Source organism: Jatrophihabitans sp. (assembly GCF_036388195.1).
Taxonomy (GTDB): domain Bacteria; phylum Actinomycetota; class Actinomycetes; order Mycobacteriales; family Jatrophihabitantaceae; genus Jatrophihabitans_A.
Genome location: NZ_DASVSG010000062.1, coordinates 1 through 26,053 on the forward strand (window position 1 = coordinate 1; position 26,053 = coordinate 26,053).

Consider the following 26,053-nt stretch of genomic DNA (forward strand, 5'->3'; position numbering starts at 1 on the left):
TCGAGGTCTGGGACTCCCCGAACTCGGCCGGCATCATCATCGACGCGCTGCGGGCGGCGAAGATCGCGTTGGACCGGGGCATCGGCGGCCCGCTGCTGTCGGCGTCCTCGTACTTCATGAAGTCCCCGCCGGAGCAGTACGACGACGACACCGCCCGCGACAAGGTGGAGCAGTTCATCCGCGGCGAGGTGGAGCGCTAACCCGCTTTCTCAGCTCTCTTGGCGGCCCGGGCCCGGCACTGCAGTGTCGGCCCGGGCCGCTTTCGCGTGTGGAGCTTGATGAGCGGTGGTGATTGTGGCGCCAACCGTGGACCGCAGGAACCGTCATATGTAGATTTAGGCTCGTGAAGATGACTCGGACCACCCTCGCTGTCCTCGAGGCGTTCCTCGACGCCGGCGCGGACGGGCAGCTCTACGGGCTCGAAATCATGCACAGCGCCGGAATCGCCTCGGGGACCCTCTATCCGATCCTCGACCGACTAGAAGACGCCGAATGGATCGAAGGCCAATGGGGCCCGTCAGAACACCCCGGCCGGCCAGCCCGCCGTAGCTATCACCTCACCGGCACCGGCATCACCGAGGCGAGCCGTGCTGTCGCTACCGCCCGCCAGGCACACAAGCGTCCGCGCCCTAACACCGGCCCGGTGACTGCGTGACTGCATTCGCTATCGGCGTTCTGATCGTCGTTCTCACGGCAGTAGTCAGCCAGGCTGCTCGTGAGTCGTTGCTATTGCTCAGTGCCCATCTAGGTCCGCGGGTCATACGGCGAGCGGTCATGGCGCTGCCAGAGAAGCGACGCGTGATCCGCGAGCCCGAATGGCTCGCTGAGTTCCAGCGTCAACTCGACCAGGGCCTCGCCCTCGGCAGTCTGACCTACGCTTTCGGCTGCATGATCGGTGCGCACCGCATCAGTCGCGATGCTCCGAAGGAAGTCCGAACCGACGAGTCGAAGCATTCGACTCTCCGTGAAGCTGCGCGGAGCCGCCTTGAAGCCTTCGCCCGAGAGATAGACCATGGGGGCCTTGCCGCCATCAGGATCTCTTGGGGTTTCGCGTTACTGGGCGTGTCAATAGGTGGGTGGCTTGTCTCAAGCGAGGGTGGCGGACTGTTCGTGGGTGGAGTCCTCCTGATCGCCGGCTTGGTGTACGCCCTTGTCGGCTTTGCGCTATTCGCTCGACGAGTCCGGCTGAGGCGGCGCTAGCAACCGGGCAAACCGGCCTATCGCCTGAACGGCGACCCAGGTACACGACTCAGAACGCGAACCGATGTCCGCGTTGGACCTCGCTTCGTTCCCGCACATGCATGCAGCAGATATCTTGCGAGGGGCCTGCGAGGAGGCCTGCCAGCCGTTGTCCGCCGGTAGCGACGTTCGGTCAGTTCAGGCCGACGTCCACCGGGAAGGTCGACAGCAGCGACAGCGGCGCCGGCTGGCGCCGCAGCACCGTGCGCCACAGGGTGCCCGGATTCGGGGAGAACACGTCGTCCAGGCCACCGGCGACCACGAACCACCCGCCGGCGGCGATCTCGGCCTGCAGCTGGCCGACGCCCCAGCCTGCGTGCCCGGCGAACACCCGCAGGCTCTGCGCGCCGAGCGCCACCTCGGCCGGCTCGGCGTCCAGATCGACCAGCGCCAGGCCGCCGCTCACCGCCCGCAGGCCGTTGCCCGCGTCGGTCGAGCTCGACAGCCGGCCCAGGCCCAGCGCGCCGTCGCGCTGCACCGGCCCGCCGTTGAAGACCACCGACGGCTCGCTCATCACGTCCTGCCAGGTCGGCAGGATGTGACCGACCGGGGTGTGCGACGGCCGGTTGATGATCACCCCGACCGTTCCGGTGTCGTCGTGCTCGATCAGGAACACCACGGTGCGGAAGAACTCCGGGTCCGCCAGCGAGGGCGCGGCGATCAGCAGTCGGTGGGCAGCCGGCGGCAACTGCCAGCTTGGTTCGGCGGGCATCATTACATCCTGCACCAATCCGCGGCTCCGCGGGCTAACGTCGAAGGTCTGTGCGTCGAACGGAATTAAGGACGAGTTGCCCCGGCGACTCGAGAAGAAGGCGGAGCGTGTGACACCGGTGCTGACCGAGCGACCGACCCAGCCCCTGCTGGGCCGGCTCGACTTCCGCCGACTCCTGTCGGTACGGCTGTTCGGCCAGTTCGCCGACGGGGTCTTCCAGGCGTCGCTGGCCGGCACCATCCTGTTCAACCCCGAGCGCCAGGCCCACGCCGCTGACATCGCTGCCGGTTTCGCGGTGCTGCTGCTGCCGTACTCGGTGCTGGGCCCGTTCGCCGGGGTCCTGCTCGATCGCTGGTGGCGCCAGCGGGTGCTGCTGTACGCCAACCTGATCCGCGCGCTGCTGGTGTGTGCGGTGGCCACCGAGATGGCCTTCGGCGTGCAGGGCCAGCCGTTCTACCTGAGCGCTCTGGTGGTCATCTCGGTGAACCGGTTCATCCTGTCGGCGCTGTCGGCGTCCCAGCCGCATGTCGTCGAACCGGAACGGCTGATCACCGCCAACGCGATCTCGACCACCAGCGGAGCCGTGGTGGCCGCCGTGGGCGGGGGCTCGGCGATCGTGCTGCGGAGCCTGCTGGGCGGCGGGGACACCGCGTATGCGCTGGTGGCGGTGGGCGCCGCGGTGGCCTACGCGCTGGCCGGCTGGCGCGCGTCCGGCTTCGCGGTGGGCCAGCTCGGCCCGGACGAGGACACCCGCGAGCACTCGGACTCGGTCCGCAACGTGCTGACCGGGCTCGCCGACGGCGCGCGGCACATCCGGTCGCACCCGTCGGTGGTGCGGGCGTTCGGGGTGATCGCCATCCACCGCTTCGCCTACGGGGTCACCGCCATCAGCACCCTGCTGCTGTTCCGCAACTACTTCACCGACGCCGGGGCGTTCCGGGCGGGGCTGGCCGGCCTGGGGCAGGTGGTGGCCGCGATCGCCGTCGGAGGCGGGCTGGCGGCGCTGCTGACCCCGATCGCCGCCCGCCGCATCGGCTACACCCGGTGGCCGGCGGCGTTGCTGATGGGCGCCGGGCTGGTCGAGCTGACCCTCGGGCTGCCGTTCAAGCTGCAGACGTTCGTGCCGGCCGCGGCGCTGCTGGGGCTGGCCGCCCAGGGCGTCAAGATCTGCGTCGACACCCTGATCGCGCAACGGGTCGCCGACGACTACCGGGGCCGGGTGTTCTCGCTCTACGACACCCTGTTCAACGTGATCTTCGTGGCGGCCGGGGTGCTGACCGCGTTCGCGCTGCCCGAGAACGGCAAGTCCGCGGTGGCGGTGACGGTGATCGGGGTCGCCTACCTGATCACCGGGGCGGTGTACCTGCTCGCCCGCGACACCGACCCGTTCGTGCCGGTCGCTGAGACTGTGGCTGGGACTGCGGCCGCTGGAGGTCCGGCTGCTGGGACTGCGGCCGCCGAGGCTCCGGCCACCGCTGCTGGGGTCAGCGCGGCTGCTGGGCGGCGTACCAGGACCTCAGCTCCTGGACGGCCTGGTCATGCCCTAGCGGCCCATGTTCCATCCGCAGCTCCAGCAGGTGCTTGTACGCCCGCCCGACCAGCGGGCCAGGCTTGATGCCCAGGATCGCCATGATCTCGGTGCCGTCCAGGTCCGGCCGGATCGCGTCCAGCTCCTCCTGCTCGCGCAGCCGGGCGATCCGCTCCTCCAGCGCGTCGTAGGTCGCGGCCAGGGCCGCCGCCTTGCGCTTGTTGCGGGTGGTGGTGTCCGAGCGCACCAGCTTGTGCAGCCGGTCCAGCAGCGGCCCCGCGTCGGTGACGTAGCGGCGGACGGCCGAATCGGTCCACTCGCCGCGTCCGTAGCCGTAGAAGCGCAGGTGCAGGAAGACCAGCCGGGCGATGTCCTCGGTCTGGTCCTTCGGGAACTTCAACGCCTTCAGCCGGGCCTTGGTGAGCCGCGCGCCGACCACCTCGTGGTGATGGAAGGTCACCAGCTTCGCGCTGCCCGGGCCGTCGACGAACCGCCGGGTCTCGGGCTTGCCGATGTCGTGCAGCAGGGCGGCCCAGCGCAGCACCAGGTCCGGCTCGGCGCCGGGATCGCGCTGCTCCAAGGCGATCGCCTGGTCGAGCACCTGCAGGGTGTGGGCGTAGACGTCCTTGTGCTGGCCGTGCTCGTCGGCGGCCATCCGCAGCGCCGGCAGCTCCGGCAGCACCACGTCGGCGAGCCCGGTGTCGACCAGCACCTCCAGGCCGCGCCGCGGATAGCTGCCGGCGAGCAGCTTGTTCAGCTCGGCCTGCACCCGCTCGACGGTGATCCGGGACAGCTCCCCGGCCATCTCGGTGATCGCCTCGGTGACCGGATCGGCGAGCGTGACGCCCAGCTGGGCCACGAACCGGGCCGCCCGCAGCATCCGCAGCGGATCGTCGCCGAAGGACTCGCGGGGGGTGGCCGGGGTGCGCAGCACGCCCCGTGCCAGGTCGGCCAGGCCGCCGTACGGGTCGACGAAGCCGCGGTCGGCCACCGAGACGGCCATCGCGTTCATGGTGAAGTCCCGCCGCCGCAGGTCCTCGGCGATGTCGGTGCCGAACTCGACGACCGGATTGCGGCTGACCCGGTCGTAGCTGTCGGCGCGGAAGGTGGTGATCTCGCACGGCCGGCCGCCGATCTGCGCGCCGACGGTGCCGAACTCGATGCCGGTGGTCCAAGTGCCCGACGCCAGCCCGGACACCAGATCCAGGATCTGCTCGGGATGGGCGTCGGTGGTGAAGTCCAGATCGTTCACCGGTCGGCCCATCAACGCATCGCGAACCGGCCCGCCGACCAGGAACAGCTGCCGCCCGGCCGCGGCGAACACCTCGCCCAGCTTGGCCGCGACCGGCGGGATGGGCACCAGCTCGCCGGGATTGCCGACCGCGGCGGGCGCGCTAGTCGCTCCTGCGTCGCTGCGGTGCTCACTCACGGGCTCACTATTCGCTCCGCTCCTCGCTCCTGCGTCGCTGCGGTGCTCACTCACGATGACTGACCCTACTGAACTGCCAAGTAGCATCGATCTATGTCCCGCGCGTCGAACACCCGGCGCCCGCGGCTTCCCCGGGTTGATGAGGTCAGCGCCGGCGGGCTGGTGCTCGATCTCTCCGGCCCGGTGCCGCAGGGCGCGCTCATCGGGCGTACCAATCGGCGTGGACGGCTGCTCTGGTCCCTGCCCAAGGGCCACCTCGAAGCCGGCGAGACCCTGGAAGAGGCGGCGATCCGCGAGGTCGCCGAAGAGACCGGCATCACCGGCGACATCATCGGCAGCCTGGGCACCATCGACTTCTGGTTCGTGGTGGACGGCCGGCGGGTGCACAAGACCGTCCATCATTACCTGATGCGGGCAATCGGCGGAGAGCTATCCGATCAGGACGTCGAGGTCACCGAGGTGGCCTGGGTGCCGTTGCCGCGAATCGCCGACCGGCTCGCCTACTCCGACGAACGCGGGCTTCTCGAGGAGGCCTGCCGATTGCTGCGGGACAGCGCGTGAGCCGGCCCGCCGGCGACCATACTGCAGGCGTGATAAGCCGGTTCCCGACGCTGTCAGTCCCGGTTGCCGCAGTGCTCGTCAGCCTGCTCGGCGTCCTGCTGGCCCCGCCGGCCGGCGCGGGCCAAACCCGGTTCGCCGCCGGACAACCGCTCAGCACCACCGGGCAACTCAGCACCACCGGCCAGCTCAGCGCCGCCGCGCCGGCCCGTCCCACCGCGGTCTCGATCGTGCTGAACGCGATGAGCCCCCGCAGCCCCGACGCGAACAAGCCCAGCCAGCCGGTCACCTTCGCCGTGACGATCTCCAACAACACCGACAACACCTACTCCGATGTCGAGCTGAGCCTGCGGCGCGGCCTGTCGATCGGGCGGCAGCAGCTGCTGGACGAGGCGATCAAGCAACCGCCCGACACCGAGTTCGAAGTCCCCGCGCCGCTGGCGCTGAAGCAGCAGCTGCTGCCCCGGCAGAGCCTGAACGTCAGCTACCGCACCACCAGCAACGACCTCTGCCTCTGCTTCGACGGGGTCTATCCCTACGCCCTGGTCGTCCGAGCGGTCAGCGACCCGGCCGTCGGCCCCGCCGAAGTGGGCCGGTTGCAGGTCTTCGTGCCGTCCTTCCAGAACGTGCCGGAGCCGGTCCTGGTCGGCTGGGTGTGGCCGCTGCTCGACGTTCCGCACCGCGCGCTGGACTCCGACGTCTTCCTCGACGAGCAGCTCGCGGGCGCGGTCGGCCCGGGTGGCCGGCTGGACCGGGCGCTCAGGACCGCCGAGCTGGTCGCGGGCCAGGCCCGGCTGACCTTGGTCATCGATCCCGACCTGCTGGACAGCCTGGCCGTGATGGCCCGGCCGGCCGGCTACCGGGTGCGCTCCGGGACCACGACGGCGCCCGGCACCGGCGGCGAGCTGGCCGCCGGCTGGCTGGCCCGGCTCAAGCAGCTGCAGTCCAAGCACGACATCGTGCTCACCGCCTACGCCGACCCCGACGTCAACGCCGTCACCCGCGCCGGCCTGAAGTTCTCCACCGCGCTGGAGCCGCAGGTCCAGGCCCGCATTGCTCCCATCCTCGGCAGCAGCTCCTCCTCGGACCTGCTCACCTGGCCTGCCGGCAGCGTGCTCACCAGCAAGGCGCTGGACGCCCTGGTCGGCGGCGGCGCATCGACGGTGCTGCTCAGCGACGCGGCGCTGCCTGGGCAGAACGGCGCCGAGCCCCGTCCCGACGCGCTGTCGCCGCTGCCGTCGGCGGCCGGCCAGGCACGGGCGCTGGTGACCGACAGCGCCATCCAGGCCACCGTGGCGCGGGCGCTGCGTCCGGGCGCGGCGGCGGCCAATGACCAGCAGACCCTGCTGGCGCAGCTGGCGATCCGCGCGGTGCAGCAGCCCGAGCGCAGCCACTTCGTGGTGATCGCCCCGGACCGCTACGTCAATCCGACCCCGGCGGTCGCGGCCCAGACCATCCTGGCCGCGCGCGGCAGCACCTGGGGACGGCCGATCGGCCTGGGCGCCGCGCTCGCGACGGTGACCCCGGTGAACCGGGGCGCGCTGCAGACCGCCGCGGCGAGACCCTCCGCCGAGCTCCGGCCCGCCGACATGGCCGCGCTGGGCCGGATCGCGCAGCAGGTGACGTCGCTGAACGAGGCGCTGCAAGACAACGACGCCGCCGCGGCGCTGCTGGGTGGGTTCAACAGCGGCATCCAGCGGGCCGAGTCCAGCGCGTGGCGGCGCAACCGGGCCGGTGGCTCGGCGCTGACCCGCACCCTGCGGAACCGGATCAACCAGCTCACCGCCGCGGTGCACCTGGTACAGCCGGCGGTCGGCACCTACAGCCTGTCCTCGGCGAACTCCCCGGTGGTGGTCACGGTCTCCAACGAGCTGCCCCGTCCGGTGACCGTCCGGGTGTCGGTGTCGCCGGCCAACGGGGTGGTCGGCTTCCGGGCGTCGCGGCTGCCGATGCAGACAATCCCGGCACGCAGCATCGCCACCATCCGCATCCCCACCCACGTCGATCGGCTCGGTAAGTTCCAGGTCGTGGCAGTGCTCAGCACACCGGACGGCCGGCAGCTCGGGCCCGGAGTCACCCTCAACCTGCGGGCAACCTCGATCGGGACGGTCACCAAGGCGATCACCATCGTCGCGGTGAGCATCCTGGTGCTGGCGCTGCTGCGGCGGCTGGCGCAGCGGTTCCGCCGGGGCTCCCGCCGGGCGCCGGCCGACGCCGCGCCATGACCGAGGACTGGTCACCGCCGCGCATCTACGGCACCCCGATCCCGCTGCCCGGCGACGGCTCGGTGCTGGCGGTCGAGACCGCCCAGCCCGACACCGGCGACGGCTGGAGCGCGCCGATCTACCACGGCCCCCGGCGACGCCGGCCCCGCTCGTTCGAGCAACCGCCATCGGACGGCTCCCCGCCGCCTGGCCCGGCCGTCCCAGCCGAGGCAGGCGCCCCGGCCCGGCCCGCGGCCGACGCCCCGCCCCTGCCGGCCACCCTGGAGGCGACGTCCGCCTCGGGCGCCATCGTCCAACCCAGCCGGGACGTCCAAGACGCTCCAGCCGAAGACGAGGACGAGCCGGCCGCGCCGAGCCTGCTGGCCAGCAGCCGGACGATGGCGATCGCCAGCCTGGTCAGCCGGATCACCGGCTTCCTGCGCAACAGCGTCGTCGCGGCCGCGGTCGGGGCCGGCCTCTACAGCGTCGGCGATGCCTACGGGTTGGCCAACACCCTGCCCAACATGGTCTACGAGCTGCTGCTCGGCGGGGTGCTGACCAGCGTCCTCATCCCGGTGCTGGTCAAGGCCCAGCAGGACGACGCGGACCGCGGGGTGGCCTACACCCAGCGGCTGCTGTCGATCGCCACCGCCGGGCTCGCCGGCGCCACCCTGCTGGCGGTGCTGGCCGCGCCCTGGCTGATCAGCGTCTTCGGCGGGCCGCCGCAGTACCGGTCGGTCGCCGCCCTGTGGGCCACCCTGCTGCTGCCGGAGATCTTCTTCTACGGCCTGGGCGCGATGTTCGCCGCCGTCCTGAACTCCCGTCACGTCTACGGCTGGCCGGCCTGGGCGCCGGTGATGAACAACGTGATCACCATCTGCGCGGCGCTGCTGTTCCTGTTCATCCCCGGTCCGCGCAACCTCACCACCGGCACCATCACCAACACCCAGATCCTGGTGCTCGGCATCGGCACCACCCTCGGCATCGTCGCGCAGGCGCTGGTGCTGCTGGTGCCGCTGCGCCGCAGTGGCTTCGTCTGGCAGTGGCGGTTCCGGGCGGCGCCGAACGAGGCCGGCCGGATGGCGGAGTTCCGGACCCTGACGCTCTGGGTGCTCGGCTACGTCGTGATCAGCCAGCTCGGCGTGGTCGCGGTGAACCGGGTGGCAAACGAGCACGGCGGCGTGCAGATCTTCGCCAACGCCGACCTGCTGTTCATGGTGCCCTACGGCATCCTCGGGGTGTCGCTGCTGACCGCCCTGATGCCCCGGATGAGCCGCTCGGCGGCCCGGGGCGACACCTCGGCGGTGCTGGAGGACCTGCGGCTGGGCAGCCGGCTCTCGGCGGTGGCGCTGGTGCCGATCTCGGTGGGGCTGATGGTCTTCGGCCCGGCCTTCACCAGCGTGATCCTGCTCGGACGCTTCAGCGAGGACAACGCCCGGCTCACCGGGGTGGCGCTGGCCGCGGGCGCCTTCGGGCTGCTGCCGTTCGCCGTGGTGATGCTGCAGCAACGGGTCTTCTACGCGATGCGCGATGCGCGGACGCCGACCTTCATCAACCTCGCCATGGTGGCCACCAAGATCGCGCTGGTGCTGGCCGGCAGCCAGCTGCTGCACGGCAGCGCGGTCGTCATCTGCCTGACGGTCTCGACCTCGGCGTCCTACCTGGTGGGGTGCCTGGTCGGGCACCAGCTGCTGCGCCGGCAGTTCGGCAGCCTGCGGTTCGCCCCGGTGGCCCGGACCATCGGCTGGATCTCGGTGGCCGCCGTCGGCGGGGGCGTGGTCGGGCTGCTGGCAGTGCTGGCCGGTCGCGCGGCGCTCGGCGACGGCCGGATCGCGGCGCTGGTGGAGCTGGTGGTCGGCGGCGCGCTGGGCGGCGCGGTCGCGCTGCTGCTGGCGCTGCGGTTGCCGCTGCCCGAGGTGGCCCAGATCGCCTCGGCGGTGCGGGGCAGGACCGGCCGCGACACCGACCCCGAGGCCGGTTCCGAGACCCCCAGGGCAGCCGCCGGTTCGGCGCCGGGCCAGGAATAGCCGTCGGCCTAGACTGGTTCCTTCGAGGCCTCTCCGGCAGGCGGAGAGGCAGGCGAGATCGAGGTAGTCGTGAGCGAGCACCGCAAAGCCATCGTGGTCGGCTCGGGACCGGCGGGCTACACGGCCGCCCTGTACCTGGCGCGGGCCGACCTGCGGCCCCTGGTCTTCGAGGGCAGCCAGTACGGCGGCGCCCTGATGAACACCACCGAGGTGGAGAACTTCCCGGGATTCCCGGACGGGATCATGGGCCCGGAGCTGATGAGCTCCATCCGCGCCCAGGCGGAGCGGTTCGGCGCCGAGCTGGTCAGCGACGACGTGGTGTCGGTCGAGCTGGAGTCCCCGGTCAAGATCGTGCGGACGCTGTCGGGTGAGTTCACCGCCGACGCGGTGATCCTGGCGATGGGGTCGGCGTACAAGAAGCTGGGCGTGCCGCGCGAGGACGAGCTGTCCGGCCACGGGGTGTCCTGGTGCGCCACCTGTGACGGGTTCTTCTTCCGCAACCAGCACATCGTGGTGGTCGGCGGCGGTGACACCGCCATGGAGGAGGCCAGCTTCCTCACCCGGTTCGCCGAGACGGTGACCGTCGTGCACCGCCGGGACACGCTGCGGGCGTCGCGGATCATGGCCGAGCGGGCCCGCGCCAACCCCAAGATCCGGTGGGCCTGGAACTCCGAGGTGGCCGAGATCCACGGCGACACCAAGGTCACCGGCCTGACCCTGCGCGACACCCGCTCCGGCGAGACCCGGGACATCGAGGCCACCGGCCTGTTCATCGCGGTCGGCCACGACCCCCGGTCCGACCTGGTCAAGGGCCAGGTGGAGCTCGACGACGAGGGCTACATCCTCACCGACGGCCACTCCACCCGCACCAACCTGGCCGGGGTGTTCGCAGCCGGCGACGTGGTCGACCACACCTACCGGCAGGCGATCACCGCGGCCGGCACCGGATGCCAGGCGGCGCTGGATGCCGAGCGGTTCCTGACCGCCCTGGAAGCGGTCGGCGACGCCGAGCTGGCCGCCATGGAGGCCTGAGACGCTCCCCACCCGGGCGGTCGCCGGATGCGGGAAGGGTTGCGGCCCGTCCCTCGTTAAGTCCACAGCACATCACTCGAAATAGAAGGAGTCGCCGTTATGGGTGCCAACACCCCCGCCGTCACTGATGCCAGCTTCGCCAAGGACGTCCTGCAGTCGGACAAGCCGGTGCTGGTCGACTTCTGGGCCGAGTGGTGCGGGCCGTGCCGGCTGGTCGCCCCGGTGCTCGAGGAGATCGCCAGCCAGCACGGTGAGAAGCTGCAGATCGTCAAGCTGAACATCGACGAGAACCCGAACGTGGCCCGGGACTACCAGATCATGTCCATCCCGACCATGTCGGTGTTCCAGGGCGGCAAGATCGTCAAGACCATCGTCGGCGCGAAGCCCAAGGCTGCGCTGCTCAACGACCTGGCCCCCTACATCTCCTGATCAGGCGTCCTGCTTGAGGTCCCACTGCTGAGTTCCACTCCTGAGTTCCGCTGCGCCGGGTCGGCCCCCTTCGGGCTGGCCCGGCGTTCGGCTGTCCGGCGCTCGGCTGCCTGGCGTTCGGCTGCCCGCTGAGGGGCAAGACCACACGAGTCCAAGACAGGCACCGTCGTCTCACCGTAATCTCACCAGCACCTAACCGTCACCTAACCGTCACCTAGCCGTCACCTAGCCGTCACCTAGCCGTGACCTTACGGGTCGACGCGTACCCTTCGGAAGGCAGAAATCGTTCGAAAAGGGTCCGTGCGGTCAGTCCCCCGGTCAACCCCACCGGTCAGGCCGCCAGTCATGCCGGCCTCACCGGCCGGCCACTCCGGAGGTTGTCCATGATCAAACGCTCTCCCTGGCGCACTGCCGGCCTGGCCACCGTTGGCCTGTCCGTCATCATCGCGCTTGCTCCTGCGACGCAGTCGGTCGCTGCCCCTAGCACGGGCGCCGAAACAGCCGTCTCCAGCACGCAAGATCAGGAACTGCGGCCGATCGCAGGCCGCTACATCGTCACCCTGGCCGGCGCCACCGCACCCGATGGCACGTTCCTGGCCAGCGGCAGCACCTCCGCGATCTCCGCCCTGATCGCCTCGGCGGGCGGCACGGTCGTGAACAACCTGTCCCGCCAGATCGGGGTCCTCACCGTCCAGTCCGCCAGCCCCCTCTTCGCGAAGGTGCTCAGCGCATCGCCGCTGGTGGACTCGGTGGGCAACGACTTCGCCGTGAGGATGTATGAAAACCCCGCCCCGGAGCCGTCCGCCGACCCGCTCGAGCCGCAGCAGTGGGACATGCGGCAGATCAGGACTGAGCAGGCACATGCCACCACCCAGGCCGGCCTGCCGAGCGTGGACGTGGGCGTGCTCGACAGCGGGATCGACGGCCGGCACCCGGACTTCCAGAAGGGCGGCGTCTCGAACGTCGACTGCGCCCGCGGACGGAACTCCCTCGCGGCACTGCCTCCCGGCGTGGCCATCGGCACGCCCGACCCGTGCACGGACAACCAGTACCACGGGACGCACGTCGCCGGCACGATCGGCGCCCGGGCCAACGGGATCGGCATGGTGGGCGTCGCCCCCAACGTCACGCTCGTCCCGGTGAAGGTCTGCGACACGACCGGCTACTGCTACGCCAGCCCCGTCGTCGACGGCATCACCTACTCCGGCGACATGAAGTTCGACGTCATCAACATGAGCTTCTTCGTCGATGACAACGAGTTCCAGGAGTCCACCGAGTTCAAGTGCGCCTCCGACCCGATCCAGCGCACCTTCCGGCACGCCGTCGAGCGGGCCATCCAGTACGCCCGCAGCCAGGGCGTCACCCCGGTCGCCGCACTGGGCAACTCCGACCAGGACCTGGCTCACCCCGTGGACGCGAGCGGGCAGCCCATCTCGAATGAGTGCGAGGTAGTGCCGGCCGAGACCCAGGGCGTCATCGGCACGTCATCGCTGGGCCCCGCAAGCGAGAAGGCCTTCTACTCCAACTACGGAGTCGGCATGAACGACGTGTCGGCTCCGGGCGGCAGCGGGAGCAGTGGCAACTGCGCGACCACCATCCTGTCCACCTTCCCCGGTGGTGGCTACATCTGCATCCAGGGCACCTCGATGGCCTCCCCGCACGCTGCCGGGGTCGCTGCGCTCATCGTGAGCCAGTTCGGCCGGCTTGGCCCGGACGGCGACATGAAGATGCCGCCGCAGAGTGTGGAGGCGCTGCTGCAGTCAACGTCCGTTGACATCGGCCTGCCCGGCTACGACGAGTGCTTCGGCCACGGCCGGATCGACGCGCTGCGAGCTGTCACCGGCGACACCTCGCAGGCCTACGACCCGACCGCGCCGTCCTGCCCCGAGTACGCGGAGTGAGTCAGGTATCGGAAGCTAGCTAGCTCGTGTGACCCGGCGTGGCGGCTCCGCCACGCCGGGCCGCCAGCCCCGGCTCAACGCGCCGGGGTTAGGGATTTGCCCACATTCGTGCCGAAGATCCGCTCCAGCGCGTACTCGACGTCATAGCGCCACGACACCGTCGACCGAAGCTCCATCCGCAGCCGCGGGTAGGCCGGATGCGGGCGCACCGTCTTGAACCCCACCGACCGCAGGTAGTCCGCCGGCATCAGGCAGCCGCGCGATAGCGGCCCGGTGGAGCCGAACGCCTCGACCGCTTTGACCCCCCGGGGCACCAGCTCGGCGGCCACCGACTGGGCCAGCATCCGGCCGATGCCGCCGGCCCGCCAGGGAGCGGCCACGTGGGCGTTGAGCAGCAGCACCGCGTCCCCGGAGACCGGCGAGGTCGGAAACGACATGGCCCGGGGCACGAACCCGGGCGGGGCGAACAGCGCGTAGCCGACCGGCTCGCCGCCGACGTAAACCACCTTCCCGCAGCTGCCCCAGTCCAGCAGGGTCGCCGACAGCCATGACTCCTTGGCCAGCTTGGCCTCGTCCGGCTGCATCGGGCGCGGGTCGGCCAGCGGCCCCAGCTCCCAGAACAGGCAGGTCCGGCAGCTGGCGGGCAGGTCCTCGAGGTTGTCCAGGGTGAGTGGAACCACCCGGCGCGACACCGACATGCCGTCTAGCTAAGCCGACCCGGGTCGTAGCTGTCCAGAAAGGCGCCCAGCCGCCCGATCGCCTCGGTGAGGACGTCGGCCGGCGGCAGCGTGACGATGCGGAGATGGTCCGGATCCGGCCAGTTGAAACCGGTGCCCTGGACGAGCAGGACGTGCTGGTCGCGCAGGAAATCCAGCACGAAGCGCTGGTCGTCGACGATCGGGTAGCGCTCGGGGTCCAGCCGGGGAAAGACGTAGAGCGCGCCCTTGGGCTCGACGCAGCTGACCCCCGGGATGGCCCGCAGCGCCGCCACCGCCGCGTCGCGCTGTTCGAGCAGCCGGCCACCGGGCAGCACCAGGTCGCGGATGCTCTGCCGGCCGCCGAGCGCGGTCTGGATCGCGTGCTGGGCGGGCACGTTGGCGCACAGCCGCATGTTGGCCAGGATCGCGAGGCCTTCGAGATAGCTGGTCGCGTGCTGCTTCGGCCCGGACGCCATCAGCCAGCCGGACCGGAAACCCGCCAGCCGGTAGGCCTTGGACAGGCCGTTGAAGGTCAGGGTGAACAGGTCCGGGGCGAGCACCGCGAACGGGATGTGGGTGGCGTCGTCGTAGAGCACCTTGTCATAGATCTCGTCCGCCAGGACCACCAGGCTGTGCTGGCGGGCCAGCTCGGCGATCTCCTGCACGACCTGCTCCGGATACACCGCGCCGGTCGGGTTGTTCGGGTTTATCAGCACCAGCGCCTTGGTCCGCGGGCTGATCTTGGCGCTCAGGTCGTCCAGGTCTGGCTGCCAGGCCTGCGATTCGTCGCAGCGGTAGTGCACCGGCCGGCCGCCGGCCAGCGAGGTGGCCGCCGTCCACAGCGGGTAGTCCGGGGCGGGGATCAGGACCTCGTCGCCATTGTTGAGCATCGCCTGCAGCGCCATCACGATCAGCTCGCTGACCCCGTTGCCCAGCCAGATGTCATCGACGGTGACAGTGGGGTCCAGGCCCCGCTCCTGGTAGTGCTGCACGACCGCGGTGCGCGCCGACAGCACCCCCTGCGAGTCGGAATAGCCTTCGGCGGACGGGAGATTGCGGATCACGTCCACCACGATCTCGTCCGGCGCCGTGAAGCCGAACGGCGCCGGATTTCCGATGTTCAGCTTCAGGACGGAGTGCCCCTGGGCCTCCAGCCGCTTGGCCTCGACCAGCACCGGTCCCCGGATGTCGTAACAGACATCGGCGAGCTTGGTCGACTGAGTCAGGTCCACCCGAAGAGGGTTTCACACCGGATGCGCCGAGGGCTATCGGAGCATCTTGGGCGGGCGCCGTGATACACACCGGGCATGGAATTCTCCGAGGTGGTGCGCAAGCGCCGGATGGTCCGCAACTACGACCCCAGCCGGCCGGTGCCGCGGCCGGTGCTGACCGAGCTGCTGGAGCTGGCCATCCGGGCCCCGTCCGCCGGTTTCAGCCAGGGTTGGCACTTCCTGGTGCTCGATACGGCCGAGGACCGGGCGGCGTTCTGGACCGCCACCGTCTTTGACCCGGGTGCCGAGCCGGATCCCTGGTTGAAGGGTTTGCAGTCAGCGCCCGCGTTGGTACTGGCCATGTCGGACAAAATGGCTTATATCGATCGCTATGCCGAGCCGGACAAGGGCTGGACCGATCGGGACGAGGCCCACTGGCCGGTTCCGTACTGGGATATCGACACCGGAATGGCCAGCCTGCTGATCCTGCTCGGCGCCGTCGACCGCGGGCTGGCCAGCTGCTTCTTCGGAGTGCCCGCCGAGCGGCACGAGGAGGTCAAGCGGGCCTTCGGCATACCGCAGCGGCTGTCGGTGATCGGGGTGATCAGCGTCGGCTACCCGGCCCCGGACCGCAAGTCGCCGTCCCTCAAGCGCGGCCGGCGGCCGGTGGCCGAGGTGGCGTCCTGGGGACGGATGCAGCCGGGCGGTGTTCCGCCTGCTTCGCCACGGTGAGGACCTCGGCTCCGTCGTCGGTGATGGCGATTGTGTGCTCGCTGTGTGCGGTCCGGCAGCCCGTCGCGCTCCGGAGGGTCCAGCCGTCGGCGTCGATGACGAGTTCGGCGGTGTCGGCCATGACCCACGGCTCCAGGGCCAGCAGCAGCCCGGGACGCAGTGTGTAGCCACGACCGGGCCGCCCGACATTGGGGATGTGCGGGTCCTGGTGCATGGTCGAGCCGACGCCGTGGCCGCCGAACTCGGTGTTGATCCGGTACCCCGCCTCGCTGAGGACCGTGCCGATGGCAGAGGAGATGTCGCCGACGCGAGCGCCGGGCCGGGCCGCGGAGATCCCGGCGGTCAAGGCGCGCTCGGTCGCGTTGATCAGCGCCACGCTCTCCGCAGGCGTCGCGTCGCCCACCAGAAAGCTGATGGCAGAGTCGGCGACGACTCCGCCCAGCGAGACGGCGAGGTCGAGCGTCAGCAGGTCGCCGTCGGCGAGCCGGTAGTCGTGGGGCAGCCCGTGGAGCACGGCATCGTTGACCGACGTGCAGATGTAGTGACCGAACGGGCCGCGTCCGAAGGACGGCGCGTAGTCGACGTAGCACGACTGCGCTCCGGCCTCGGTGATCATGCCCGCGGTCCACAGATCGATGTCCTTCAGGTTCGTCCCCACTTCGCAGCGGCTCTTCAACGTCTGCAGGATGCCGGCGACCAGGGCGCCTGCCTCCCTGGCACGCGGCAGGTCGGTGGGGCTCAAGAGCTCGATCATCTGGTTCCTTGGGCTGCTGGTCAGCAATAACTATCCCGGTAAGAGTATCCCGGTACTAGTATTGGTGTCATGGTCAGGTTGCCGCTCACTCCCGCGGAGCTCGAACGCGGACAGCGCCTCGGCGCCCTGCTGCGACGTGCCAGGGGCGAGAGTTCGATGCTCACCACCGCGCTGGAGGCAGGAGTCTCCCCGGAGACGCTCCGGAAGATCGAGTCCGGCCGGGTGGCCACCCCTGCCTTTCCGACCATCGCTGCGATCGCCGACGTCCTCGGCCTCTCTCTGGACGCGGTGTGGGCGGAGATCAGCCAGTCCGACAGCGCTAAATCCCTGGGGTCAGACCGACACGCAGCTGAGCGACTGGTCTCGTAGCTCGGCGCCGTGAGTTGCCGACCCGCGCGACCGGTTAGCGTCCCCGGTCGGTTAGGACGGCCCGTCGGTAGCGGGGGCGGTGGCCAACTGCGGAGCGGTGGCCAACTGCGGGGCGGTGGCCAACTGCGGAGCTGTAGCCAGCTGCGGGGCGATCACAGCGACGATCCGCTCCAGGTCGTCGATCGAGCCGAACTCCACCGTGATCTTTCCCTTGCGCCGGCCCAGCTCGACCTTCACCCGGGTTTCCAGGGTGTCCGACAGCTTGTTCGCAAGCTCGCCGAGGGCTGGAGCGACCGGCCGCCGGGTGGGCTGTGCCCGGACCTTCGGCGTGGAGCCCGAGGCGGCCAGGCTCACCAGCTCCTCGGTGGCCCGCACCGACAACCCCTCGGCGACGATCCGGCTCGCCAGCTCGTCCTGCTGGTCGCGGTCCTCCAGGCCCAGCAGCGCCCGGGCATGGCCGGCGGACAGCACCCCGGCAGCCACCCGGCGCTGCACCGGAACCGACAGGTTCAGCAGCCGGATGGTGTTGCTCACCTGCGACCGGCTGCGTCCGATCTTGCCGGCCAGCTCCTCGTGGGTGACGCCGAACTCCTGCAACAGCTGCTGGTAGGCGGCCGCCTCTTCCAGCGGGTTGAGCTGGGCCCGGTGGATGTTCTCCAGCAACGCGTCGCGCAGCATCGCATCGTCGGCGGTCTCCCGGACGATCGCGGGGATCCGTTCCAGCCCGGCGGCGATGGCGGCCCGAAGCCGGCGTTCACCCATCACCAGCTCGAAGCCCGAGTCCTGGGCGCGCACCACGATCGGCTGCAGAACGCCGAACTCCTTGATCGAATGGCTCAACTCCGCCAGGGCGTCCTCGTCGAAGACCTGCCTCGGCTGCCTCGGATTGGTGGTGATCTGATCCGGGCGCAGTTGCCGCAGCGTCGTTCCGGGCACCGGCGCCGGGTCGAAGTAGAGATCCGTGGCGGACGAGGCCGACAGCGAGGACAGCGAAGGCACCCGGTTGACCACCTTCACGCCGGTGGTTGGCGGGGCCGCAGCCTGTGCTGGGGGGGTGGTCGTCCCCTTGGCGTCGTGATCTTCGCCTGACATAACGGTGTCGGTCGGCTCGTGACCGGAGTCAGCCGGCCGCGGGGGAGCAGTCGGGATCAGCGCCCCCAATCCCCGTCCGAGACCACCACGCCGTTGGGGTTTGGTCACTACCGTGCCTCCCGCTGCTCGCCGTGCGCCGACTCGTGGGCTGTGCCGTTGTCCGCCTCGGTCGGTGCCTGCTCCTGGACCTGTGCGGCTGGGGCAGCGCCACGCTCAGCCAGCTCCCGGGCCGCTTCCAGGTAGCTGACCGCGCCGCGCGATCCCGGATCGTAGGTGATCACGGTCTGGCCATAGCCCGGTGCCTCTGATACCCGGACGTTGCGAGGAATGACCGACCGGATCACCTTGTCGCCGAAGTGCTGCCGCACCTCGTCGGCCACCTGATCGGCGAGGCGGGTGCGGCTGTCGTACATGGTGAGCAGGACGGTGGATACCTCGAGGGCCTCGTTCAGCTGGGTCTTCACCAGTTCCACCGTGTTGAGCAGCTGGGCCAGCCCTTCCAGCGCGTAGTACTCGCACTGGATCGGGATCAGGATCTCCTTGGCCGCCACCAACGCGTTCAGGGTGAGCAGCCCCAGGGCCGGCGGGCAGTCGATGATGACGTAGTCCGCCTTGCCGTCATAGCTGGCCAGCGCCCTGCGCAACCGGTGCTCGCGAGCCACCTGGGACGCGAGTTCGATATCGGCCCCGGCGAGATCGATGGTGGCGGGCACGCAGTACAGCAGGGGCGCGTTCTCCACCTGGACGGCCACGTCGCTCAGCGACATGCTGCCAAGCAGGACGTCGTAGACCGACGGCGTGCCAGTCACGTGGTCCACTCCGAGCGCCGTGCTGGCATTGCCCTGCGGGTCGAGGTCGATCAGCAGCACATGGAGGCCGTGCAACGCAAGCGCCATCGCCAGGTTGACCGCGGACGTCGTCTTGCCCACGCCGCCCTTCTGGTTGGCGACCGTGATGACGCGACGGGCGGTGGGCTGGCTCCAGGACTGCTTCCGTACGTTCCGCACCTGTACAGCCTGCATCGCCTCTCGGGCAATCGGTGTATTCATCGATGTTTCACGTGAAACAAAGGCTTCTCCGGGATGCTGCGCTTCATGGGCGAGGTCGGCCTGCAGGGCTTCGTAGAGGTCGGTGCCCTGCGATGTTTCACGTGAAACAACGGTGTTCACTCGCACGGCCTCCGTCCAACCGCCGTTGTCTGACACGGACGTGGCCTGCTCCACCGGTTCAACCTCACATGAAATTAATGGGATTCTGGTGCTGGGGAAGGAAATGGCGACCTCTTCGGACATTTCGGGCGCGACCGCGCGGTCTAACCGGCGCACGACGATGCCAGCAGAGGTTGCGGATACCGGACCGGAGCCGGTCGATCAGGGAGCCCGGTGGCCGTCCAGCTCACGGAGCGGGGCGCTACCTGCGAACGAGATGCACCACCCGGGTCGGCGGATCGACCAGTTCGGCCCCACATTCGATGACCCCCATCACCTCGGCCCGCATCCGGGTCAGCAACTGCTGGTGCTCGGCTACTTCGTCCTCGGCGCTGGCCCCTTTGACGGCGAGCAGGCTGCCACCGGGTCGAAGGAGCGGAAAACTCCAGCGGACCAGCCGGTCCAGTGGCGCTACCGCTCGTGCCGTCACGAACTGCGCTGAACCTACCGTGTTCCGCACGCTGATGTCCTCCGCCCTGCCACGGATGACACGAACCCGATCGGTAAGTTCCAGCGCCGCCACCACTTCGGTGAGGAAGTCGGTGCGCCGGAGCAGCGATTCGACCAGGTCCACGGTGAGATCGGGACGTACACAGGCCATCGCGAGGCCGGGCAGGCCTGCTCCGGTGCCGATATCGACCAGCCTGGCACCGGACGGAACCAGCTCCGCGACCGCTACCGAGTTCAGCAGGTGACGATCCCACAGCCGCGGTATCTCCCGCGGACCGAGCAGCCCCCGCACCGTGCCGGGCCCGGCGAGCCAGCCGGCGTAGCGCACCAGCAACTCGGCGGACGCGCCGAAACGCTGGAAGACGACGTCCGGCGGCGTGAGGTCAGCGGCCGAAACCGCCTCACCAGCCGAAGCGGGGGGTTCGCTGCCGGTCACGTCGCCGGCAGCACCACAACCCGCCGGTTCGGCTCCTCGCCCTCGGACTCGCTGATGACACCGTCGGTCGCCGAGATGGCGTCGTGGACGACCTTGCGCTCGAACGGGTTCATCGGCGACAGCCGCACCGGCTCGCCCGAGCTGAGGACCTCCTCGGCGGTCTGCTTGGCCAGGGCAGTCAGCTCGGTCCGGCGGGCCCGGCGGTGCCCCGACACGTCGAGCATCAGACGGCTGCGCACGCCGGTCTGCTGCTGCACCGCGAGCCGGGTGAGCTCCTGCAGCGCGTCCAGGGTGGCGCCGGCCGGGCCGATCAGCGGCTGCAGGTCCGAACCGACGATGGCGACCATCGCCCTGCCGTTCTCGACGTCGAGGTCGATGTCACCGTCGTAGTCGACGATGTCGAGCAGCCGCTCGAGATAGTCGGCGGCGATGTCGCCCTCCTGGACCAGCAGCGACGGGGCGTCCGCACCCTCGCGGGCGTCCGAGGAGGCGGTGGCGGGCGTAGCGATATGTGGCGAAGCGGTGTCGGTCATCAGAATCCCTCGTTCGGGTACCTGCGCGGGTTGCAGGGCGTGGATGAGAAACGGCTCGCCGATTACCGGCGTTTCTTGCTCGGGGAGCGTTTGTTGCCGGGCCGGTTGCCGGCGGCGGGCCGGGGGGCGCGCGCGCCGTTCGACCCGGACGCGGCCGCCCCGGAGGCCTTGTCGGCCGGTTGGCCTGCGGCCGGCTCGGACTTGGACAGGTTCACGTTCGCGGTGCCCGCCGCGGCGCCGTTGGTCCTGCCCGCGGCCAGGTCGCCCTGAACCGCCGTGGCGCCCGATCGGGGAGCGCCGGGCCGGTTGCCCTTGGGGGTGACCGGCTTCTGGCCGACCTTCGGCGCCAGCGTCTTGCCGGGCTGGCTGGCCGGGGCGCTCACAGCGGCCACGGGAGGAGTGTGCGGGTGGTAGCGGAAGATGTAGTACTGCTGGCCCAGCGTCCACAGGTTGCTGGTGAACCAGTACAGCAGCACCCCGAGCGGGAAGAAGAAGCCCGAGCCCAGGACGGACACCGGAATGCCCACCAGCATCACCCGCTGGATCATCGCGGCCTGCCCCTCCGGCGGGGTGGTCTGGTTCGCGATCACGGCCCGCTGGGTGAGATAGGTGGCCAGCGCGCTGATGATCACCAGCACGATGGTCACGATGCGGGTGGTGCTGAGGTCCCCGCCGAGTTGGTCCTGGATCTGTTCCGCGGAATCACGCAGCGAGGCGGCCAGCGGGGCATTGAAGAGCTTGGCCGCGGCCGCGTCGGTGGTCTGCTTCTCGGTGAAGCTGTAGAGCGTCAGGCCGCGGGAGCCCGGCGGCAGCCCGACCGAGTTGGAGATGTGCTTGAGCACGTGGAAGAGCGAGATGAAGATCGGGATCTGCAGCAACATCGGCAGGCAGCCCGAGATCGGGTTGAACCCCTCGGACTGCTGCAGCGCCATCATCTCCCGCTGCAGGGTCGCCTTGTCGCCCTTGTGCTTCTCCTGCAGCTTCTTGATCTTGGGCTGCATCTCCTGCATGCGGCGCTGGTAGTGCACCTGCTTGACGAAGAACCGGAACATCAGCAGCCGGGCGGTGACCACCAGCATGATGATCGACAGCGCCCAGGTGAGGCCGCTCTGCTCGTCCATGCCCAGCAGCGTGAACAGCTGGTACCAGCGCAGCAGCACCCACGAGATGGAGGTGTAGAGGAAGTCCAGCATCAACCAGCCTGTTCTAGGAGAGTCTTCTCATCCGACGAGTCGCTACCGCGATCGGTTCCCTCGTCCAGTGCCCGATCCGGATCATCGGATCCCGGAACCGGGTCATATCCCCCCGGACGAAACGGCTGGCAGCGACCGATCCGGCGTATTCCCAGCCATACCCCGCGAACCAGGCCGTACCGGGCAATAGCGGTCGCGGTGTAGACGCTGCAGCTGGGGGTGTACCGGCACGCCGGAGGGCGCCTGGAACTCCAGGCGCCCTGATAGACGGCGATGGCGAGAAGAGCGGCGCGAGCCCCCGGTCCCGGACGGTCGGTCATCGACTCGATCCGCTCCGTCCATCGGTGGCGGAGAACGCCGGCGATCGGCCGCCGGTCAGCTTGTCCAGAGCCCGGCTCAGATCCCGGCCTAGTACGGCGGACGTGGCCGCGGAGGTCTCGGGAAGGGCCCGCACCACCAGCTTGGCTCCGTTCGGGATCAGATCGAGCCGCTCCCTGAGTTGGGCACGCAACCGGCGCGACACCTGGTGACGCACCACGCTGGCGCCGACCGACTTGCCGACCACCAGCCCGACCTTGCTCACGCCCGCGCTGTCGGCATCGGCAAGCAGGTAGACCACGACCGAACCGCAGCGCGCCCGGCGGCCCCGCCTGGTGACGGCGGTGAAGTCGGCGGCGGTCCGCAGACGATGCGCGGCGGGCAACACCGGGAAGGCCGGGATCAGGCGGACAGTTCGCCGCGGCCCTTGCGACGCCGAGCCTGCAGGATGGCGCGTCCGGCGCGCGTCCGCATCCGCAGACGGAAGCCGTGGGTCTTGGCCCGGCGGCGGTTGTTCGGCTGGAAGGTCCGCTTGCTCACGGTCTGGCTCCATCACAATCTTCGCACCTGGTGCACGGCGACTGCCCGCGCACTCGGCTGGGTGGACAACGCCCCGTCCGGAAACCCGGTCGGAGCATTGGTGGAACAGCACAGGAGGCGTGCCACCGAACTCCGGGGAATCGCGGCGGCACACGAGAACTCAACGGTACGGATCAACCCCTATCGAGGTCAAACCGAGGGTCCCGCTCCGCCGTCCGCAGCCAGGCGTTCGCCGACAACCGGCTCGCCCAAGAGATATAGGTTTAGGCAATGTAAAGAACGAAGATCCAATGCCGGGCAGCGAAAATTGTGCCGGAAACTACCCGACACGCCCGAACTCGTCCAATCTCGTTCTCCGGCATTGTGAGTTGCCCCGATCCGCTGTTAGGTTGGCGGCTCGAACCCAAACGCTGCGGGATCTGAGCGAGCACTTCGGCCAGCAGGCCGGAGTTGTTTCGGCACCCCTCCACAGGCTGTGGATAAATTTGTGGATACATCTCGGTATCTGGCTGCGCCTATGGCCGGTTCCACCGGTCAACAAGGGCCGCAGGCGGTGTCGAGCGGAATGACCTAGGGAGTGGACCCAACGTGGCGGACGAGCTCGCCGATCTCGCGGATGTCTGGCACCGTGCGATCAACCAGCTCGATGACCCCTCGGTCCGGCCCCACCAGCGTGCCTGGCTCAGCCTGACCCGCCCCATCGGGCTGCTGGAGGACACCGCGCTGCTCGCGGCCCCGAACACCTACGCCAAGGACTACCTGGAGAACAACCTGCGGCCGCTGATCACCGCGACCCTCAGCGACGCCCTCGGCCGGGACATCAACGTCGCCGTGACCATCCAGCCGATGGAGCCCGGTGACCGCCCGAGCGTCACCGAGGCCGAGGACACCGAGGCCGAAGACACCGAGATCGACAGCTACGACCGGTTCTCCGACGGGCCCGACGAACGGGTGGACGTCCTGTACGACGGACGGATCGACGGCACCCCCCTGCCGGCCCGGGGGATCTTCGGCAGCGCGCCGACGGCGGCGATGGTCCGGGTCGACCACGAGGCCCGGCTCAACCCGAAGTACACCTTCGAGACCTTCGTCCCGGGCTCGTCCAACCGGTTCGCCCACGCCGCGGCGGTCGCGGTCGCCGAGGCGCCGGCCAAGGCGTACAACCCGCTGTTCATCTACGGCGAATCGGGCCTGGGCAAGACCCACCTGCTGCACGCGATCGGCACCTACGGCCGCCGGCTGGAACCGAGCATGCGGGTGCGCTACGTCTCCAGCGAAGAGTTCACCAACGACTTCATCAACTCGGTGCGGGTGAACGACGTCCAGTCCTTCCAGCGCCGCTACCGCGACGTGGACCTGTTGCTGATCGACGACATCCAGTTCCTGGAGCGCGCCGAGCAGACCCAGGAGGCGTTCTTCCACACCTTCAACACCCTGCAGCTGGCGAACAAGCAGATCGTGATCTCCTGCGATCGCAAGCCCGAGCAGCTGTCCGGGCTGCAGAACCGGCTGGTCACCCGGTTCAAGTCCGGGTTGATCACCGATGTGCAGGCGCCCGACCTGGAGCTGCGGATCGCCATCCTGCGCAAGAAGGCCGCCAAGGACGGCATGACCCTGCAGCCGGGCGTCATGGAGTTCATCGCCTCGAAGATCCAGAGCAACATCCGGGAGCTCGAGGGCGCCCTGATCCGCGTGGTGGCCTTCGGCAGCCTGAACAAGCAGGACATCGACCTCAAGCTCGCCGAGATCGTGCTGAAGGACCTGATCTCCGAGTCCGACCGGCCCGACATCACCGCCTCGACGATCATGGCGGTGACGGCCGAGTACTTCGGCATCACCCTGGAGGACCTCACCGGCAGCTCGCGCACCCGGGTGCTGGTCTCGGCACGCCAGATCGCGATGTACCTGTGCCGGGAGCTGACCGAGCTGTCGCTGCCCAAGATCGGCCAGACCTTCGGCGGCCGCGACCACACCACGGTGATGCACGCCGAACGCAAGATCCGCTCGCTGATGACCGAGCGCCGCAACGTCTACAACCAGATCACCGAGCTGACCAGCCGGATCCGGACCCGCGCCCGCTCCTGAGCGGCCCCCTCCACTGCCCCTTTCTGCGCACCCGGCGACCCCGGGTGAAGTAATCATGTGATTCCACAGTGTGGGTAGTCGTGTGGACAAGGGTCGCCGGAGCTGTGGAGTACACCAGGGGGTAATTCCCCGTCCACCTCGGGGTTGCCGTACCTCGCAGGTTGTCCGACCCGCCGCCCACATGCCACACGCCGCCTGACCAGGGGAAACACCGCTTTTCCACAGCGTCCACAGGCCTTATGACGACGATGACTTAGCTCTATTAAGAAATACAAGAACTACCTATAGCTGCTGGGGACGGACCGGGGTGCCCCGGCGCGGACGAGCGGGCTACGGTGAAACTCGAAGTGCGCAAGTCCGACCGGGCACGACGGCCGGCCGGGCGCGACGATCAACCGGGCACGACAGTGAGAGGTGGGGGCAGCATGGAGATCGGTCTCATCGGGCTGGGCAAGATGGGCGGCAACATGGCCGAACGGATCCGCAACGGCGGCCACACCGTCGTCGGCTTCGACCGGTCGCCGGAAGCGGCACGCGATGTCGCCTCGCTCGAGGAGCTGGTCAGCACGCTGGCCGCGCCCCGGACGGTCTGGATCATGGTTCCCTCCGGAGCCCCGACCGCCCAGACGATCAGAGATCTCAGCGACCTGCTCAGTGAGGGCGACCTGGTCATCGACGGGGGCAACTCCAAGTACACCGATGACGCCGTGCATGCCGAGCTGCTCGGCGCCAAGGGCATCTCCTTCGTCGACGCCGGCGTCTCCGGCGGTGTGTGGGGGCTGAAGAACGGCTATGCCCTGATGGTCGGCGGTGCGGTGCAGGACGTCGCCCGGGTCCAGCCGATCTTCGACGCGCTCAAGCCCGAGGGTGAGGGCGGCTTCGTGCACGCCGGCACCACGGTCGGGGCCGGACACTTCGCCAAGATGGTTCACAACGGCATCGAATACGGAATGATGCAGGCCTATGCAGAGGGCTACGAGCTGATGGCGGCCTCGCCGCTGCTGGACAACGTCGCCGAGACGTTCAAGTCCTGGCAGCAGGGCACGGTCATCCGGTCCTGGCTGCTCGACCTGGCGGTGCTGGCGCTGCAGGACGACCCCGAGCTGAGCAAGCTGCGGGGCTATGCCGCGGACTCCGGCGAGGGCCGGTGGACCGTCGAGGCGGCCATCGACAACGCCGTGCCGCTGCCGGTGATCACCGCGGCGCTGTTCGCCCGCTTCTCCTCCCGGCAGGACGACTCGCCGGCGATGAAGATGGTCGCCGCGCTGCGCAACCAGTTCGGCGGCCACGCCATCGAAGCGGTCGGCAGCGTCACCGCCTCGCAGGCCATCTCGCCCGGCACTCCCTGAGTCCGGCGTCCTGGCTTCCCTGCGGC

At 69.5% G+C, this 26,053-nt stretch carries 25 protein-coding genes and 2 pseudogenes; 13 read left to right on the top strand and 14 right to left on the bottom strand.

What is annotated here, in order from left to right; all coding sequences use genetic code 11:
* Positions 1-200 (top strand): annotated as a pseudogene (locus VF612_RS06090) (inositol-3-phosphate synthase); the annotation flags it as partial.
* A gap of 149 nt (positions 201-349) precedes the next feature.
* A complete protein-coding gene (locus VF612_RS06095; RefSeq protein ID WP_408658961.1) occupies positions 350-655 on the top strand; it encodes a PadR family transcriptional regulator in 306 nt (101 codons plus the stop codon).
* An 89-nt stretch (positions 656-744) separates the two neighbouring features.
* Here the strand turns inward: VF612_RS06095 and VF612_RS06100 are convergent, their stop codons facing one another.
* Both VF612_RS06100 and VF612_RS06105 read right to left on the bottom strand, forming a co-directional pair.
* Complete coding sequence (locus VF612_RS06100; RefSeq protein WP_408658962.1) at positions 745-1,014, bottom strand: hypothetical protein; 270 nt, start codon at positions 1,012-1,014, stop codon at positions 745-747.
* A 358-nt stretch (positions 1,015-1,372) separates the two neighbouring features.
* Entirely contained in the window at positions 1,373-1,951 is a 579-nt protein-coding gene (locus tag VF612_RS06105; protein WP_408658963.1) for a YqgE/AlgH family protein, read from the bottom strand.
* 118 nt (positions 1,952-2,069) lie between these two features.
* On the opposite strand from VF612_RS06105, the pseudogene VF612_RS06110 reads away from it, so the two are divergent.
* Positions 2,070-3,203: pseudogene (locus tag VF612_RS06110) on the top strand (MFS transporter); the annotation flags it as partial.
* Between the two features lie 232 nt (positions 3,204-3,435).
* Here the strand turns inward: VF612_RS06110 and VF612_RS06115 are convergent.
* Positions 3,436-4,995 carry a CCA tRNA nucleotidyltransferase gene (locus VF612_RS06115; RefSeq protein ID WP_408658964.1) on the bottom strand — a complete coding sequence of 520 codons (1,560 nt, stop codon included), beginning with the start codon at positions 4,993-4,995 and terminating at the stop codon, positions 3,436-3,438.
* A gap of 6 nt (positions 4,996-5,001) precedes the next feature.
* On the opposite strand from VF612_RS06115, the gene VF612_RS06120 reads away from it, so the two are divergent.
* The 6 genes from VF612_RS06120 (at position 5,002) to VF612_RS06145 (ending at position 13,059) form a co-directional block, all read left to right on the top strand.
* Positions 5,002-5,469, top strand: coding sequence for an NUDIX hydrolase (locus tag VF612_RS06120; protein WP_408658965.1), 468 nt, complete (start codon positions 5,002-5,004; stop codon positions 5,467-5,469).
* 29 nt (positions 5,470-5,498) lie between these two features.
* Positions 5,499-7,691, top strand: coding sequence for a hypothetical protein (locus VF612_RS06125; RefSeq protein ID WP_408658966.1), 2,193 nt, complete (start codon positions 5,499-5,501; stop codon positions 7,689-7,691).
* Entirely contained in the window at positions 7,688-9,697 is a 2,010-nt protein-coding gene (murJ, locus tag VF612_RS06130; protein ID WP_408658967.1) for a murein biosynthesis integral membrane protein MurJ, read from the top strand. Before VF612_RS06125 ends, murJ begins: the two co-directional genes overlap by 4 nt.
* A 69-nt stretch (positions 9,698-9,766) precedes the next feature.
* Complete coding sequence (gene trxB, locus VF612_RS06135; protein WP_408658968.1) at positions 9,767-10,729, top strand: thioredoxin-disulfide reductase; 963 nt, start codon at positions 9,767-9,769, stop codon at positions 10,727-10,729.
* Positions 10,730-10,828: 99 nt separating this feature from the next.
* A complete protein-coding gene (gene trxA, locus VF612_RS06140) occupies positions 10,829-11,158 on the top strand; it encodes a thioredoxin (RefSeq protein WP_408658969.1) in 330 nt (109 codons plus the stop codon).
* Positions 11,159-11,541: 383 nt separating this feature from the next.
* On the top strand, positions 11,542-13,059 hold the full coding sequence (locus VF612_RS06145) for a S8 family peptidase (protein ID WP_408658970.1): 1,518 nt from the start codon (positions 11,542-11,544) through the stop codon (positions 13,057-13,059).
* 74 nt (positions 13,060-13,133) lie between these two features.
* On the opposite strand, the gene VF612_RS06150 is transcribed toward VF612_RS06145, so the two are convergent.
* Positions 13,134-13,757 carry a GNAT family N-acetyltransferase gene (locus VF612_RS06150; protein WP_408658971.1) on the bottom strand — a complete coding sequence of 208 codons (624 nt, stop codon included), beginning with the start codon at positions 13,755-13,757 and terminating at the stop codon, positions 13,134-13,136.
* A gap of 5 nt (positions 13,758-13,762) precedes the next feature.
* Complete coding sequence (locus tag VF612_RS06155) at positions 13,763-14,989, bottom strand: pyridoxal phosphate-dependent aminotransferase (RefSeq protein WP_408658972.1); 1,227 nt, start codon at positions 14,987-14,989, stop codon at positions 13,763-13,765.
* A gap of 75 nt (positions 14,990-15,064) precedes the next feature.
* On the opposite strand from VF612_RS06155, the gene VF612_RS06160 reads away from it, so the two are divergent.
* Positions 15,065-15,700 (top strand): nitroreductase family protein, encoded by a 636-nt coding sequence (locus VF612_RS06160; protein ID WP_408658973.1) that lies wholly within the window; start codon positions 15,065-15,067, stop codon positions 15,698-15,700.
* Here the strand turns inward: VF612_RS06160 and map are convergent.
* Positions 15,615-16,454 carry a type I methionyl aminopeptidase gene (gene map, locus VF612_RS06165; protein WP_408658974.1) on the bottom strand — a complete coding sequence of 280 codons (840 nt, stop codon included), beginning with the start codon at positions 16,452-16,454 and terminating at the stop codon, positions 15,615-15,617. The two genes, VF612_RS06160 and map, sit on opposite strands and share 86 nt — an antisense overlap.
* A gap of 69 nt (positions 16,455-16,523) precedes the next feature.
* Here map and VF612_RS06170 point away from each other — a divergent pair, with 69 nt between their 5' ends.
* Complete coding sequence (locus VF612_RS06170; RefSeq protein ID WP_408658975.1) at positions 16,524-16,823, top strand: helix-turn-helix domain-containing protein; 300 nt, start codon at positions 16,524-16,526, stop codon at positions 16,821-16,823.
* A gap of 51 nt (positions 16,824-16,874) precedes the next feature.
* Here VF612_RS06170 and VF612_RS06175 read toward each other — a convergent pair whose 3' ends face one another.
* From VF612_RS06175 to rpmH, 8 genes are all read right to left on the bottom strand, one after another.
* Positions 16,875-17,915, bottom strand: a complete 1,041-nt coding sequence (locus VF612_RS06175; protein WP_408658976.1) for a ParB/RepB/Spo0J family partition protein — start codon at positions 17,913-17,915, stop codon at positions 16,875-16,877.
* A gap of 107 nt (positions 17,916-18,022) precedes the next feature.
* Positions 18,023-18,964, bottom strand: coding sequence for a ParA family protein (locus tag VF612_RS06180; RefSeq protein WP_408659018.1), 942 nt, complete (start codon positions 18,962-18,964; stop codon positions 18,023-18,025).
* Positions 18,965-19,325: 361 nt separating this feature from the next.
* Positions 19,326-20,009: a 16S rRNA (guanine(527)-N(7))-methyltransferase RsmG gene (gene rsmG, locus VF612_RS06185; protein ID WP_408658977.1), complete on the bottom strand. Its 684-nt coding sequence runs from the start codon at positions 20,007-20,009 to the stop codon at positions 19,326-19,328.
* The gene (locus VF612_RS06190) at positions 20,006-20,542 is read right to left on the bottom strand and encodes a protein jag (protein ID WP_408658978.1); all 537 of its coding nucleotides are present in this window, start codon (positions 20,540-20,542) and stop codon (positions 20,006-20,008) included. The genes rsmG and VF612_RS06190 overlap by 4 nt, the downstream gene beginning before the upstream one ends.
* A gap of 62 nt (positions 20,543-20,604) precedes the next feature.
* Positions 20,605-21,735 (bottom strand): membrane protein insertase YidC, encoded by a 1,131-nt coding sequence (gene yidC / locus VF612_RS06195; protein WP_408659019.1) that lies wholly within the window; start codon positions 21,733-21,735, stop codon positions 20,605-20,607.
* A complete protein-coding gene (gene yidD / locus VF612_RS06200; protein ID WP_408658979.1) occupies positions 21,735-22,055 on the bottom strand; it encodes a membrane protein insertion efficiency factor YidD in 321 nt (106 codons plus the stop codon). The genes yidC and yidD overlap by 1 nt, the downstream gene beginning before the upstream one ends.
* Positions 22,052-22,441, bottom strand: a complete 390-nt coding sequence (gene rnpA, locus VF612_RS06205) for a ribonuclease P protein component (RefSeq protein WP_408658980.1) — start codon at positions 22,439-22,441, stop codon at positions 22,052-22,054. Before rnpA ends, yidD begins: the two co-directional genes overlap by 4 nt.
* A 14-nt stretch (positions 22,442-22,455) precedes the next feature.
* Positions 22,456-22,593 (bottom strand): 50S ribosomal protein L34, encoded by a 138-nt coding sequence (gene rpmH / locus VF612_RS06210; RefSeq protein ID WP_311423393.1) that lies wholly within the window; start codon positions 22,591-22,593, stop codon positions 22,456-22,458.
* Positions 22,594-23,181: 588 nt separating this feature from the next.
* Between rpmH and dnaA the strand changes: the two genes are divergently transcribed.
* A complete protein-coding gene (gene dnaA / locus VF612_RS06215; protein WP_408658981.1) occupies positions 23,182-24,678 on the top strand; it encodes a chromosomal replication initiator protein DnaA in 1,497 nt (498 codons plus the stop codon).
* Between the two features lie 425 nt (positions 24,679-25,103).
* Positions 25,104-26,027 carry a phosphogluconate dehydrogenase (NAD(+)-dependent, decarboxylating) gene (gene gnd / locus VF612_RS06220; protein WP_408658982.1) on the top strand — a complete coding sequence of 308 codons (924 nt, stop codon included), beginning with the start codon at positions 25,104-25,106 and terminating at the stop codon, positions 26,025-26,027.
* The last annotated feature ends 26 nt before the right edge of the window (positions 26,028-26,053 follow it).